Annotated in this window: 16 protein-coding genes and 1 pseudogene; 4 read left to right on the forward strand and 13 right to left on the reverse strand. The window is 53.5% G+C overall.

All coding sequences use genetic code 11. The annotated features are described in order from the left end of the window. The 6 genes and pseudogenes from HJG40_RS12545 to HJG40_RS12570 all read right to left on the reverse strand — a co-directional run. Window positions 1-255: pseudogene (locus HJG40_RS12545) on the reverse strand (hypothetical protein); the annotation flags it as partial. A 49-nt stretch (window positions 256-304) separates the two neighbouring features. Further along, on the reverse strand, window positions 305-712 hold the full coding sequence (locus HJG40_RS12550; RefSeq protein ID WP_215864509.1) for a phosphate-starvation-inducible protein PsiE: 408 nt from the start codon (window positions 710-712) through the stop codon (window positions 305-307). Then, complete coding sequence (locus HJG40_RS12555; protein ID WP_215864510.1) at window positions 712-1578, reverse strand: hypothetical protein; 867 nt, start codon at window positions 1576-1578, stop codon at window positions 712-714. Before HJG40_RS12555 ends, HJG40_RS12550 begins: the two co-directional genes overlap by 1 nt. A gap of 74 nt (window positions 1579-1652) precedes the next feature. Further along, a complete protein-coding gene (locus HJG40_RS12560; RefSeq protein ID WP_215864511.1) occupies window positions 1653-2978 on the reverse strand; it encodes an NAD(P)/FAD-dependent oxidoreductase in 1326 nt (441 codons plus the stop codon). A 73-nt stretch (window positions 2979-3051) separates the two neighbouring features. Continuing rightward, a complete protein-coding gene (gene cydB / locus HJG40_RS12565; RefSeq protein ID WP_031575154.1) occupies window positions 3052-4140 on the reverse strand; it encodes a cytochrome d ubiquinol oxidase subunit II in 1089 nt (362 codons plus the stop codon). 12 nt (window positions 4141-4152) lie between these two features. After that, window positions 4153-5601 (reverse strand): cytochrome ubiquinol oxidase subunit I, encoded by a 1449-nt coding sequence (locus tag HJG40_RS12570; protein ID WP_215864512.1) that lies wholly within the window; start codon window positions 5599-5601, stop codon window positions 4153-4155. A 502-nt stretch (window positions 5602-6103) separates the two neighbouring features. Here HJG40_RS12570 and HJG40_RS12575 point away from each other — a divergent pair. From HJG40_RS12575 to HJG40_RS12585, 3 genes are all read left to right on the forward strand, one after another. After that, window positions 6104-6400 carry a hypothetical protein gene (locus HJG40_RS12575; protein WP_215864513.1) on the forward strand — a complete coding sequence of 99 codons (297 nt, stop codon included), beginning with the start codon at window positions 6104-6106 and terminating at the stop codon, window positions 6398-6400. Then, window positions 6390-7490: a hypothetical protein gene (locus HJG40_RS12580; protein WP_215864514.1), complete on the forward strand. Its 1101-nt coding sequence runs from the start codon at window positions 6390-6392 to the stop codon at window positions 7488-7490. The genes HJG40_RS12575 and HJG40_RS12580 overlap by 11 nt, the downstream gene beginning before the upstream one ends. 75 nt (window positions 7491-7565) lie before the next feature. Further along, window positions 7566-7961, forward strand: a complete 396-nt coding sequence (locus HJG40_RS12585) for an SCP-2 sterol transfer family protein (RefSeq protein WP_215864515.1) — start codon at window positions 7566-7568, stop codon at window positions 7959-7961. 89 nt (window positions 7962-8050) lie between these two features. Here the strand turns inward: HJG40_RS12585 and HJG40_RS12590 are convergent, their stop codons facing one another. Then, window positions 8051-8266: a hypothetical protein gene (locus HJG40_RS12590; protein ID WP_215864516.1), complete on the reverse strand. Its 216-nt coding sequence runs from the start codon at window positions 8264-8266 to the stop codon at window positions 8051-8053. Window positions 8267-8299: 33 nt separating this feature from the next. Here HJG40_RS12590 and HJG40_RS12595 point away from each other — a divergent pair, with 33 nt between their 5' ends. Continuing rightward, a complete protein-coding gene (locus HJG40_RS12595) occupies window positions 8300-9601 on the forward strand; it encodes a sigma-54 interaction domain-containing protein (RefSeq protein WP_368356168.1) in 1302 nt (433 codons plus the stop codon). Between the two features lie 61 nt (window positions 9602-9662). Here HJG40_RS12595 and HJG40_RS12600 read toward each other — a convergent pair whose 3' ends face one another. The 6 genes from HJG40_RS12600 to HJG40_RS12625 form a co-directional block, all read right to left on the reverse strand. Next, on the reverse strand, window positions 9663-11024 hold the full coding sequence (locus HJG40_RS12600; RefSeq protein ID WP_215864517.1) for a sigma-54 interaction domain-containing protein: 1362 nt from the start codon (window positions 11022-11024) through the stop codon (window positions 9663-9665). Window positions 11025-11070: 46 nt separating this feature from the next. After that, a complete protein-coding gene (locus tag HJG40_RS12605; RefSeq protein WP_215864518.1) occupies window positions 11071-11553 on the reverse strand; it encodes a hypothetical protein in 483 nt (160 codons plus the stop codon). After that, complete coding sequence (locus HJG40_RS12610) at window positions 11489-12001, reverse strand: hypothetical protein (RefSeq protein ID WP_215864519.1); 513 nt, start codon at window positions 11999-12001, stop codon at window positions 11489-11491. Before HJG40_RS12610 ends, HJG40_RS12605 begins: the two co-directional genes overlap by 65 nt. A 79-nt stretch (window positions 12002-12080) precedes the next feature. Next, window positions 12081-12896: a hypothetical protein gene (locus HJG40_RS12615; protein WP_215864520.1), complete on the reverse strand. Its 816-nt coding sequence runs from the start codon at window positions 12894-12896 to the stop codon at window positions 12081-12083. 27 nt (window positions 12897-12923) lie between these two features. Beyond that, complete coding sequence (locus HJG40_RS12620) at window positions 12924-13502, reverse strand: hypothetical protein (protein ID WP_215864521.1); 579 nt, start codon at window positions 13500-13502, stop codon at window positions 12924-12926. Next, window positions 13499-13875: hypothetical protein (locus tag HJG40_RS12625; protein WP_215864522.1), on the reverse strand; the 377-nt coding region annotated here is incomplete at its 5' end. The genes HJG40_RS12625 and HJG40_RS12620, both read right to left, overlap by 4 nt.

Raw genomic sequence — 13875 nt, forward strand, 5'->3', positions numbered from 1 at the left:
ACCTTTAAAAATCACGGCCAGACGGGTCCATATCCCATCAATTTGCTGACTGATGGCCACCCGGAGGGCATAAGCACCATCAAACAGCACGTAAATGGCAAAAAACCAGACCAATAACGGAATCGTTGCCTTGAAATCGGCTAAGGCCACCAGGGCATACACTAATGCGGCCACTCCGCGAATGGCTAGCAGTGGCCAGGAATAAAAACCACCACTTTTTTTGATAATCTGTACTGAAGAAGTTGCTGAAGTCATATTTCACCTCCGTGATGTAATTTTTAAATTAAAATAAAAACTGGCAGATCTAATCCTCGCTGGAATGAATATGGTCACCCACCCAAAGGGCCGCCATCAGTACAATGACGGCGATACTCATGGTCAATACGGACATTGCTTTGAGATGATCTACATCCACCACCAGATAGCGGGCGATGGCCGTCACGGCGACATAGATCAGAAAGCGCACGGGCAGTTTTCCGGTTTTGAAATAAATGCCGGTCATGGCCCCGATTTCCAGATACACAAAAAGCAGCAGCAAATCCTGCAAGGTCGCATAGCCACGCTGAATCAGATGCACGTAAAAATGCGTAGCAGACCAGATGATGCTGGCACCAATGATGAACAAGGACAGCGATTTGAAAACCTCGACCATGGTGCCGCCCGTGCGATGTGCCCGTTTGAACATTTCCAGTATACCGGCATGGCGAGTCATTATCCGGCCGTCTTTTTTTTACCGGATGCATTCATGGTTTTGAGGACCCGGTAAGCGATGGAGATGACATTGCGGAGCACATAGATCGTTTTTCCGGACAGCACGAGGCGTATTAGGGCAAAAATCCCGCCACTGCTTGACCCGCCTTTCTGCTCCGCATCGTCCAGGCCATCACGGATGGAGCAGACCAGAGCCCGCGCACCTGATGCCATGTTGCCTCCCCCACAGCGGGCGACCATCGTCCGGGCTTCAATGGCGACCGAGGCCCAGACACCAATCGCTTTTTGCAAATCATTCAGGTTTTTGTGAAGCATCTCATCCTGCATGACTTCCGGCAGGGTGGCAGCCAGGGTTTCCCACGCGACTACCAGTTCTCCCGACCAGCGGCTGGCATCGTCTACCAGTCCCGAAACGCGTGCCGTCAGGGAAGGTGAGGCCCCCTGGATGAGGCTGGTTATCCGTTTCAGGATATCGGTCCATTCTACGGTGGCCATGCCCAATTGCTGCATGGTGCCGGATTTGGCCAGATCGCCGAGCACTTCCGGCAGGGTTTCCATCAGCGTACTCATAGCGATCAGCAGGGGTTCCAGCATGCGGACGCTGGATTCGACCCGCGCCTCCAGGTCGGCGGCAGAATGCACGCCGGTGACCTGAGCCAGTTTTTGGGTGGCCGACCAGAGGTGCCCTGCCTCACAGGCGATATGCAGGGCAGCACTGCGGACATCGGTATCGGCAGTGACCTCGTCCAGCATGGCGTACAGTAAACGTAACTGATCCTCAATGGCATGACTGAGGTCCAGCACCTGCGACCAATCCGGCGTTTCTGTCGGGTTATTGACGGCTTGACTCATTTCGGCAGCACTCATCACAATAGTCCTCCTTTGAAAAGATAACGGCCCCTGGCGAAGATCTGCAGACAATCTGCGCCAGGGGAGTTCCCTCAGCCCGCTTTGCGGAGATGGGCGGGTTCGTCACTTTTCAGGCGGGAAATACCGAGCATCTGGAAGACCAGTTTTTCATAAAAAGGCTCAGAAACTCCGGCTTTCATTTTGGCGAGGAAGTATTTTTCAAAGGCAATCTTGGACCAATGCACCCAGGGACCTTCTCCGAACCAGTCAACACGCCGGGGTTTGAATTGGGGTAAGGCCACAAAAGCGGCGCCGCTCGTGCCCATGTCGGCCAGGCAGATGGCGTTCCAGGTGCCCATTTCGGCTGTGGGTGCCTTGCCATGAATTTCTGCCTGAATGTTATGGACGAGGGCGGTGACCATGGATTCGATCATATAGCCGGTTTTGGGCGCACCGGTGGGTACCGGAGTCTGTTCTACCGGAGGAATGGCAATACAAACGCCCGCCGAGTAGATGTTGGGATATTTGGGACTGCGTTGATGTTCGTCGACGATGACGAAGCCTTTGGGATTGCAGAGTTCCGGCACCTTGGCTACCGCATCTACGCCTTTGAAAGCAGGCAGCATCATCGAAAAACCGAAGTCATGGGTACCGACCCCGATTTTTTCGCCTTTTTCATTCAGGTGCTCGCAGAACATTTTGCCATCGTCCACTTTGGTGGTGTTCATGTTGGTGTGTACCTGAACCCCCATTTCCCCAAGGCCCCGGGTCAGAATTTCCTGGGAGTCCCCGACGCCACCCAGACCCAGATGGCCGACATAAGGCTCGGAAGTGATGAAGTGAAATTCTTTGATTTTGTTGCGCGCTCCGCGTTTTTCCAGATCACTGAGCACAATCATGGCGTATTCATAGGCGGGCCCAAAGCAGCTGGCACCGGGCATGGCGCCGATGATAATCGGATCGGGATTGTTGGAGTCCAGCAGGTTCATGTAAGCCTGATAAGCTTTTTCTGCATGATCGACGGTGCAAATGGAATGGGTCGACTTCTGATGACCGGCATGGGGACCGGATCCGGGAACGGCATCAAAAGCCAGGGCGGGTCCCGTGGTGATGATCAGATAGTCGTAATGGACACTGGAACCATTGGCGAGATCGATGGTGTTGCGTTCCGGATCAATGCGGTCAGCGCGCTGGGCAATAAAATTGATGCGCTTGCGACTGGTATGCGGCTCAATATCAAATACGATTTGCTCCCGCTGCCGCCAGCCCACACCGACCCAGGGGTTGGAAGGAACGAACTGGAAATAAGGGTTTTCGCTGATCAGCGTCACCTCATGTTTGGGGCCGAGCAGATCCCGCATTTCATAGGCGGCGGGCATGCCGCCGGTTCCTGCGCCTAAAATCACTACATGTGCCATGGTCAATACTCCTTATTCAAAGCGAAAACGAACAGCTGACGAACGACGGATGAACATCCGCTAATGCCGGGTTTTAATGCCCACCATATGCGGCTTTTTTGCTTAACCTCCCCCGAAAAACCCAAATCTGATACCAGTTGTACATGATCATGACCGGTACAAATCCCGTCATGAACAAGGTGAAGACCGCCAGGGAGTTGGCCGGATTGCCGGATAAGGCGATAGGCCAGGTTTCTGGCACGACATAGGGATACATGGTGGCGAACATGGCCATCCAGAGAAGTGCCACTACACCCTCGCCCCAGAGCAGGGCGGCAATATCCCGCTGCAGGGAATGATTGATCATTGATTTGTAGGCAAAGAACAGCACAATGACCAGCCAGATAGCCCAGATCCACCAATGGGCACCACTCCATTTAGCCGCTGCCCAGGGGAAAATCGCGTAGGACCAGATTAAGGTGACGAGAATGGCGATCAGCGCCAAAAAAGAAAATACGGTAGTCCACTTCCGGGCGCGTTCATGAATGGGGTCTCCTGGTATAAAGCGGGCACATAAATACAGTCCACCGGCAAGGCCTGCCGCAATGACGGCTCCGCAACCGACCCATATACTGAAAGGGCTTAAGAAGGTGAAGGCCTGGCCGGAATAATGGAGTACCGGATCCGTGGAAGCAGGGAGGCCGTGTCCCTGTATTTCCAGGGCGCGTCCGGCTTTCAGGGGGAAACCCTGCAAGGTGGCACCCAGGGATACGCCTGCAAAAAAGGGGGCGATCAGGCTGCCGAGAGCAAAGGCCCATCCCCAGAAACGTTTACTGCTACGCGCATGAATATGAAATTCAAAAGCGACAGCGCGGGAAATAATCCCCCATAAGGCCAGCATCAACGGGATCATCAGATAGTTCAGGGCCGAGCCATAGACTACCGGGAAAGCCCCAAAGAGGACCCCGCCAGCAACCACCAGCCAGGTTTCGTTTCCGTCCCAGAATCCGGCCATGGAAGCCATGACCGCCCCGCGTTCTTCCTCGTCGTGCGAAAACAGGGTGTAAATCCCAGCGCCCAGATCGGCCCCATCCAGCATCACGTAAAGCATAAAAAACAAGGCGAGAATCAACCACCACCAGGTGGACAAGGACACGGCAATTCTACCCATGAGATCGGTCATGATGGGTTCTCCTTAATCTCGGCGTGGTAATGCTTTGGTGAAATGGGGGGACACATGGCCGCCCCCACTGTCGTTGGTTTCGGGGGTTTCCCAGAGATGGGTGGAATCCGGAATGTCATTCACGCCTTTTTGGATGACGCGGCTGAAGAAGTACCAGGCGCCCGACCAGACGGCCAACTCAAAAATAATGTAGCCCACGAACCAGACCACTTCCTGGCCCATCGACATGTGGCTGACCCCTTCGTAGGTGCGCATCATGCCGAAGACTACCCAGGGTTGCCGACCGATTTCGCGCACCCACCAGCCCGTCCAGATTGCCAGATAGGGTAAAAATGCCGAGAAAATGACGGCTCGGAGAAACCACGGGTGTTGGCGTAGAGCCGTTGCATTCAGCTTGCCCCGCAGGCGCAGCCAGTTACCCCAAAGAGCGACGAGGAACAGGAAAAAGCCAATGGCGACCATGATCCGGAACGCATAGAAAGGCACCCAGACATCTGGACGATCACGGGCAGGGAAACTGTCCATACCCGTCACCTTGCCGGTCAAAGTATGGGTTTCCAGCAGGCTCAGGACGTAAGGAAGGGTAATCGCAAATCGGGTACCGTCATTTTGGCTGTTGGGTATGGCAATCAGGTGCCAGCCGGTATTGTCCTGCCCATTGGGGAGATACGTATGGTAATGCCCTTCCATGGCGGCCAGAGAGGTGGGCTGTGTCTGAGCAACGTCCCGCCCCAGCGTATCCCCGAGATAAATCTGAAAAGGGGTCACAATCAGCAGTGCCAGGAGCGCTGGTTTGAGCAGCTTTACAAAAAGTTCGGCGTTGCGGTTTTTGAGGATAAACCAGGCACTGACTCCGGCAAAAACAAAAAGAGCCAGCTCTACGCAGGCAATCCACATATGTGGAAATCCCCAATGAAAATTGTCGTTATAAATAGCACTCCACCAGTTAGTGACCTGAAAGAGGCCATTTTTAAAGACGACTCCGTCGGGCGTTTGCATCCAGGAATTCGCAACCAGAATCCAGCCTGCCGATAAAGTAGAAGATATGCCGACATTGAAGGTGGCAAAAAGATGCATGGTTTTACTGATTTTTCCCCAGCCGAAAACCATCAGACCAATAAATCCCGCTTCATACATGAATGCGGTGATGGTTTCAAAGCCGAGAATGTTGCCGAAAAAGGGCCCGACTGCCTGAGAAAATGGCCCATACAAAATCCCAAAAGCCATTTCCATGGTGACACCCGTCGCCACCCCGGCACCGAAATTGATAATGAATATTTTTTCGAAAAAACGATTGAGTTTGTACCAACGCTCATCCCCGGTGCGGAGCCAGAGGACTTCTATCCCGAAGAGCAGCCACGACATGCCAATCGTCATGGGCGTCCAGAGAATATGCAGCGAGGTAATCCAGGCAAAGTCGAGACGGCTGAGTAAAACGGGTAACGTATTTTCGATCAACATAAAAGTTGCTCCTGATTCTTAATTATCCCTTAACCACCAACGTCAGAAGGATGAAAACTGCACTTATGTATTTTTGAGAAAATTATTAGCAGTTTATGTGCCAAAAATTAGTTGATTGATTATTAAACAGTTTTTAATTTATAGAAATGTGCCGTGAAACGGTTGGTGATGATGAAAGGTTTTATCCATATGTTATTTAATGGTTTTTTATGCAACAATATCCAGTGAGAAAGTGCAACACAGAAGAACAATAAGTGATTTATTGAATAATAATAATCTAACATTTTTAGGTTGAGGGTGGTTATGGTCCCCGAGGCTGGCGTTGCAACATCTGATGCATGATTTATCTTATTGTTTTTATTTTATATAAAATAAAAAAGCGTTGCATGGATAGAGATTGCCATCAGATTGATTCTATTGTAATCAAATGGTTATAAGTTGGTATAATTTATGCTTAATCCAGGCTGAGTGTCTGATTCATTATTTGAAGGAGAAATTCATCATGGATAGTCATTTTCTCGATGAGGCACGGGACTTACCTTCAAAGGTCCATGCCTCCCAGGCTGGAAAATCTGGTATGACCCCTATGGAGCGGGTCGTTGCCTGGTCAGTTTTTCGGACGCGTGCGGAGGCGGAGAATCTGGTTGCCCATGTGCATTTAGCACCGGGTCAGCATCTGGTCGGTGGACACGGTCAGGATAGTGTGGCGCCTTTTTGGTGGGTCGGAGTACAAGTGAGTAATCTGGGGGAATGGGGACATAGTGCTGCCATCAATAAGCGAGGTCGGCATGGAGACTGAATCGGACATGCCACTCGCCGATCTGGAAGAAAAATATCGATACTGGGATAAGGTGCTTCATGAGATGCGTTTGCTGCAGCCGGATGAGCATCTCCGAGATCAAGTCCCATCCCGTCCGGTGGTACTCATTTTGGGTTCTATCGTTCAGGCCCGCGTGTTACTCCAGCGTTGGCTCGGTTCTGTTCCGTTTCCGACCGAAGCCACGGCGCAAATTATCCGTGTTTTCCCCGAGGGCATTGATCCTGACTCCGTTGCTCCAGGATGCGACCCTTTGCCCGATTGTTATGTGGTCTCCGATATACCGTCATTGTCTTTGGAGTCTGTGCGCGCGTTCCAGAATATTTTTCGAAGCACACAGATCCTGGTGAACTTTTCTGCTGAAACGGCGTTGCTGGAAACCCTGCTGGGCAAAACAGGCGAAGAAGAGGGTCCTCTGCTTTATCTCGAAAATCAGCCTTTGACTGCCTCACGATCTGCAACGGACGGCAAGAGGATGGCGCGGAGACATCATATTGCCATAGATTCTGCAGAGAGCGCCGCTACCTATTTGCAGCGGATACCGCAACTTTGGCCCTGTTTTCTCGCCCAACTGCTGGAGCGTCGCCTGCAGTCGGTGATGCAAGATGCTGTGCCGCGCCTGCAGCGCTGGCGACGGCGCTGGCTGGCAGCGGTTTTATCTGTCGACACCTTGATTGTTGCCGGGGCGGCTTGGGTCATGATGCTTTGGGGTTGGTGGAATGCCCTGTTGCAGCTTTCCTGGACCACGCTCCCCGCGCTGCTGGCCATGGCCACCCTGTTTGTTGCTGTTTTTGTGATTTTGATGAGTCTGTTGCTTCTTTGGAGAATCCATAGAGGCACTTGCGCATTATGTTCTATGGCCTTCCTGTCTTGCCTGGGTCCCTCAGACACAGAGCCAGGAAAGCCTTTGCAGCGTGCTTTTCGGGAGAATACCCGGGATTTCTGGCAAGCCCTGTCCTGCCGGAATCTTTGTGGCTGGGGCCCTGAACGGCAGTGTGAAGCCACTTCGTTCTGTCAATATTGTGACCAACTGAAAACGCGGCTTTTGGCAGCAAAACCCACGTCCAGTTGAAAGAGTTTTCAGTGCGGGCTCTGCGCTCGTCATATGGTGTTTTGATTTGGTTGACCCTGATAAGGAGGTGTACTCGTGGCAGATTTATTTTCCCCCGCCTGGATGGTTCGTTTTGCCGAGGAATGGAATAAGGATCCGGAGCTTTCTGGTGCTCTTGCCCAGATTGGCTTTAATTCCGTCATTGGTTACGGATATCCGGAAGAAGAAAAACCCCGTGCTTTTCTGGTGGTACAAAACGGCAAGGCAACAGCGTCGGGCGTATATACCGATCAGCCTTTAAACTGGGATATTCGCGCCCAGCATCCGCAATGGTTGAAGTGGATAGAAAAATCCCCAGGAATGACAGGGTTGGGTTTAGCGTTCACGACCGGAAAAATCAAATTCAAGGTAGGCGACTATGCGAGTATGCTGAAGGACCCGCGTATGGCGGGGCCCTTTGTCAAAAGCTTTTCAGCCATGGCCAAGATCTAATGGGGTGAGAGTGACTCCCGTGTGGCGCCCTCATCGTTCAGGGTGCGAGGGATGACGTGTCAATCAATGGGAGATGAAACATGTTCAGGCTATTCCTGTGCTGTCTGGTTGTACTGATGCTCACCGGATGCTCCGCCATGGGTCAGGGCCCCGCAGGTGGGCATGGTACCCGGTGGTATCTGCGGCATCAAAGCCAAATGCGTCAGGAGATCAGCTGGTGTAACCAGAAGACCTCCCGATCCCGACTCTCTTCCTGCCGTAATGCGGTGTCGGCGAATCAACAAGCCTTGGGATATAATGCCCATAGGGCATTGGATAATCTGAAAAGCGACCTGTGAGTGGCTGAGGTGAATGTGGCCACCCCAGTCGATGGTGCAATGGATCAACACCCCCGCGTCTTGATTCCAACGGGTCTCTCGTTGGATTGCGCGGTGGATTTACTGCCAAAGCCGACGATTCTGATCGATGAAGACGGATATATTGTGGCTGCCAATCGCGCTTATCGGGACTACTATGGCGTCGATCCGATCGGGAAGCAGACCCGTCTGCATCCCGGGAAGAACTCCTGGGGGCATGCGCAGGAGGAATGTCTTGTCCGATATCCCTGCCGAGGGCGGGTCGAGTATGTCCAGATACGCTGTCATGCGCTGTATGATTTGCAGGGTAAGCGCTATTGGGCGGAAGAATGCCTCCCGATATACCCCAATCCGCAGGGACTCAACGTGCGTCCAAACGCCATGGTGGGAAGTTCACCCGTTTTTATGGATTGTTTACATCAAATTTTCAAGGCGGCACGAACGCATGCGCCGGTTCTACTCAGGGGAGAAAGCGGGACGGGGAAAGAGTTGGCGGCGCATGCCTTGCATCAATTTTCGGAACGCTCCGCAGGACCGTTGCTGACGGTAGATTGCAGCACCATGACGGAGCATCTCTTTGAAAGTGAGTTTATGGGGCACGAACGCGGGGCCTTCACGGGTTGTATCGATCGCAAGATCGGTCTCTATGAGCATGCGCATCAAGGGACACTTTTTTTGGATGAAATCGGCGAGTTGCCCTTGACCATGCAGGCGAAACTATTGCGTGTACTGGAGACCGGTCTATTCCGTCGCTTGGGCGGTACGGCGCAACTCCACGCTGATGTCCGGATAGTCGCCGCCACCAACCGGGATTTGCAGCAGATGATCCGAGAAAAACGCTTTCGGGAAGATCTTTACTATCGTCTGGCAGCCATCGAAATTGATTTACCCGCTCTGCGCGAACGTGTCGAGGATATTCCCGAAATCGTCCAAGTCCTGCTCGAAAGAATCAATCGAGAGTGGGGGGGCCACTGGCAGCTTTCCGAGGAAGCCACACATCTGCTTTGTACCTACAAGTATCCGGGTAACATCCGGGAACTGCGCAATATCTTGCAGAAAGCGATGGCTTTATGCGACGGGGATACTCTTCTACCCAGACACATACACTTTTTTCATGCTGCGGGGCAAAATCAGTCAGGGACTGCCATGGAGCGGCCTTCGCTCCGGGGGCGTCCGGACAATTTTCGCGAACTCCTGACTATTTTTGAGGGCAGTCGTCGTCAGTTCGCCAAACATATCGGCGTGAGTGAACGCACGGTGTATCGCTGGTTACAGGAAGCCTGAGCATTCAGAACCCGCTTCCCCGTGGGCGATGATGGTCGGGATGTGCCACCCAACAGCGGGATTATGGTCGTACTTCCGTCCCATTGGTAAGGCCCCAACGTTTCAGGTGGCGCCACAGGGTTACCCGATCAATACCCAGCTCTCGCGCACATTGGGCGCGATTGCCGTGATGTTTACTCAGCAGGCGCTGCAACTGCTCTTTCCCATAAGAGGCTTTCGCAGACGATAGGGTCTTATCGCCGGGTACAGACACTGTTGTACTTTTTTCCTGGAAGTCTTTGGGGAAGTCCGATTTGTGGATGTGCGCCTCCGCACTACAGATCGCCAGATATTCCACTACATTGCGTAGTTCGCGCACATTGCCAGGCCAAGGATGATCCAACAGGAGGCGTTTAGCCTCGGCAGAAAAGATTTTCTGACTCGATTTACACGCACCGTGCAAAAAATACTCCGCTAAAAGAATAATGTCACTGGGTCGTTCCCTGAGCGGGGGAATCCGGACGGGAATCACGTTCAGGCGGTAATAGAGGTCACTACGGAAGGTTCCGGATTCCACAGCCTCTTTCAGATTGCGATTGCTGGCGGCAATCACCCGGACATCCACGTGACGGGTTTTGATCGATCCCAACGGTTCAAAGCAATTGTCCTCCAGGACCTTGAGCAATTTAGCCTGATGGTACAAGGGTAATTCACTCACTTCATCCAGGAACAGGGTGCCGCCGTCAGCTGCCGTGAATCGGCCAATACGATCCGATACCGCACCCGTAAAGGCGCCCTTGACGGACCCGAAAAACTCCGCCTCGAACAGGTTTTCGGGAATGGCTGCGCAATTGACTTCAATGAGCGGTTTTGAGTTGCGTGGACTCAATTGATGCAGGAGTCGGGCCATGAGTCCCTTTCCAGAGCCTGATTCTCCCCAGAAAAAAACACAGGAATCGGTATTCGCGACTTTTTCCACCAGAGAAATACTGTCGCGTAGCGCTGTATCCTCCGTTAAAAAGCCGATCTGTTGCGTCCCGCCCAGAACGCGTTCGGCATGACGTAAACCGGTCACATCTTCAAAAAAGAAAATCCGGTACTTCTCCTGATCCTTTTCCACCAGACGGGTTCTGACATGCAGGATTTTGTCGCCAATTGCTCCCGGTAAGCGGTGATCCCACTGCAGACAGCCTACCTGTGGACGACTGACAGCGTCTTCCTGACCAGAATCCAGAGCAGCTTTGAGCAGTTCTTTGCGCATCTTTTCACCGGGAATTTCTCGCAGATGTTCCAGCTGGTCGACCCCCAGGAGCTTCAGCGTGGCTGAATTGACGTACTTAACCAGACCCTGTTGGTCTGTCAGGATCAAGCCTGAACCCAATGTTTCCAGTAATTCGGGAAGAACCGGGTATAACAACTCCATGCCCTGCGCATATTGCGTCATGTGGAACTCCTTTAAGCATCATAATGATCTGTGCTCTTCAGCAGGCTCACGGAAAGGGTGTCTCTGAAGAGCCATAAGGGGCTACATTGGTCGTTGCCGGGTTGCCTGGATACGTATTCTGCATGGGGGGAAGCGGATCGTTCTGTGCATAGGGTGAATCCTGCTGACCGAAAGGCAGCATCGCGCCCAATATGGAAAAAGGCGGGATGACTTGGCGATTCAGGCTCCAGAATTCGGCCTGCATCTGTCCGGTGGCCCGCGCCATGTAGTGGGTAGAAGAGGTCATTTGTGCCATGTCTTGGGACATGCTGTTCATGTTGCGTTGAATGTTAGGACTCATTTTCTGGAACTGTTCAGTCATTTCATGGAGGTCGTGGGACATTTCCACGGCCAGATAAAACTCATAAGCGGCCAGGACCAGAAAGGCGACGAGGGCCGCGTAGACGATCAGTCTGAGCTGGCGGTCAGAAAGGCCAGCGATATGATGCTGAGACCTGGATGCGGTGTCCGAGTACTGGGGTTCTGTCATGATGGGGGGTCTCCTCGTTATGCAATTGAATCGTGAGTCGTTGGGCTTCGCCGGGATCGATCAGTTTAATCACTGGAAGCAGGTTCCGCGCACCCTGGATTTGGTTTTCCAGAATCAAAATTTGGGCGCTGTGACTGAAAGCCATGCCTGCGGCATAGTAGTCTTCCATCTGGTAATACACGTTACCCAGTTCCCCATACAGATCGGCCCATCGTTTTTGGGGGGAAATATGAAGCAGGTAGCGATAATCCCGGATGGCGCGTAATGGATACCCTTGCCAGTAGGCCTGACGGGCCTGCATCAGGGTTTGCGTGGTTTGCGCGTTCCAAACTGGCGGCCTGCCGTGGGAGATGGACGGAGCAGAAACAGCACCCTGCGCATGGGTAGCATGGATGGATAAAGAAAAAGTCAGCAAGCCGACGAACATCCATAATTTTGGGTAGAGCATGACCGGTCACCCCGAATCCGGCTTGCCGCGCCTCAGGGCGGAAAAAGCCCTGTGCACAGCAGTTCCGGAAGTGAATAGCTCAGGCCGGCGGCATCCCGGTTTCGGCTTCTGGCGCATGGGAAAGCGCCATCTGCACTTTTTGGGCTTCTGCTGGATCCAGGCGACCCAGAATGGGGATCAATGCCGCACCGTCTGCATAGCGCCCTTGATGGATCAGCCGCATGGCTGCCTGCCCATAAGCAGTAGCTGCCTGATGGTAGTGGCCGGTCATGTACAGCACGTTGCCAAGTTCCCCGTAAGGTGCCGGAGAATTGGGTGCCTGTTGGATCAGATCATGGTAGTCCGCAATGGCACCCGTGTAGTCATGATGCCAGAATGCACCACGCGCTTTCATCAACAACTTGGTTTGCGTGGCGGTCATGGGGTGCTGCGCCTGGGTAATGGCCGCAATACTGGGTGCGCTGGTAACATGCAAAACCTTCTGCGCTGGAGCAACGACCTTTTTCTGTACAATCTCCTGATGTGCAGTGATCCCCCAGATGAAGAGCGCAATGACCAGAAGGACCAGAATCAGAACAACCCCGGGGAATCCCCAAAGCCGGCTGACTGGGCTTTTGCGGGCGGCTGCAGACGGTGGAGGGGGCGGTGAATAGGTGCTATGCCCACTACTTGCGGCGGCAGCGGCGGCAGCGGCTGCCGCTGCGGCCGCCGCTGCCGTGGCGTCGTCATGATGTTCCGAAGCGCTGTGGTGCACGTCTTCATAGTGGGTGTATTCCGCCCCCTGTTCAGAGGCACTACCGGATGCTGTATGCGATACACTTTCGGCAGAGTCACTGCCTTCCTGCGTTGCTCCGGTGGATGGTTCAATATTGGGTTCTTCTCGTTTTTCAGTCATTTCAAGTACTCCTTATTATACATGGGGTTATCGCGCCAAATCCTCGCGGATGGCAGAGACTAGGTCGGGATCCAGGGTATGGATCAAGGGTAAGAGGGCCGCCGCTGCCGGATACTGATGATGGGCGATCAGGCTTTCCGCTGCGTGGGCGTAGGCTTCTCCCGCCGCCAGACGATGGCCGGCTTGGTAATATAGATTGCCCAGTTCTCCATACAGTTGGGGAATGTTCAGATGCTGCCGGATCAATGCGCGATAGTCGGCAATGGCCGATGCCTGATCGTGTTGCCAGAAAGCGGATCGTGCAGCCATCAGCAAGGCATATTGGGCAGGGGTGAGGTTTTGCGGAAAATGTAGCGGAGCGGGTGGAGGCGCTGCCACCGCTGCGGGAGCCACTGGGACGGGCGGATGTGCCACGGGCTGGTGGACGGGAGGCGCCGTCTGACCCGCCCACCAGTGTTGCACGGCATGCCACTGACGCGCCGCATAGCTTTGGGTGGCCGCCCAGTCGTGCCGTACCCGGTACGGATCCTGGATCGTCAGAAAGATGAAAAGAACAAGTGCGACCAGGAGCAGAAAAACAATCAGTTTAGCCAGTGAATTTTTCATAACGGCCTCTTTTGCCTGAAGACAGGATCCAATGGCAGGACAGCTTCAGATGCGCCTGGCCGGGCACTACGCCAACCCGTGGTATCAACCAGGCTCATGTGATTCTTGCGGATGTCTCCAGCATCCTCCCCGTAAATGCCACGCGGAGAGCAGCCGGAAATGACCGCAATCATGACCGCTCTGCCCGCAGCATCAACGGGCCCCATATCCGTAAGGCCCAGGAGGGGGTGCATAGCGGTTACTGGGCGCATAGGCGGGCGGCGGACCATAATGGGCAGCAGGGCTCGTGTATCCATAGTTGCCGTATGCCGGGTAGGGAGATCCATACCCGACGTTCGGATATCCGTAGGATGGAGCCGGATAACCATAACCG

Source organism: Acidithiobacillus concretivorus (assembly GCF_018853445.1).
Classification (GTDB): Bacteria; Pseudomonadota; Gammaproteobacteria; order Acidithiobacillales; family Acidithiobacillaceae; genus Acidithiobacillus; species Acidithiobacillus concretivorus.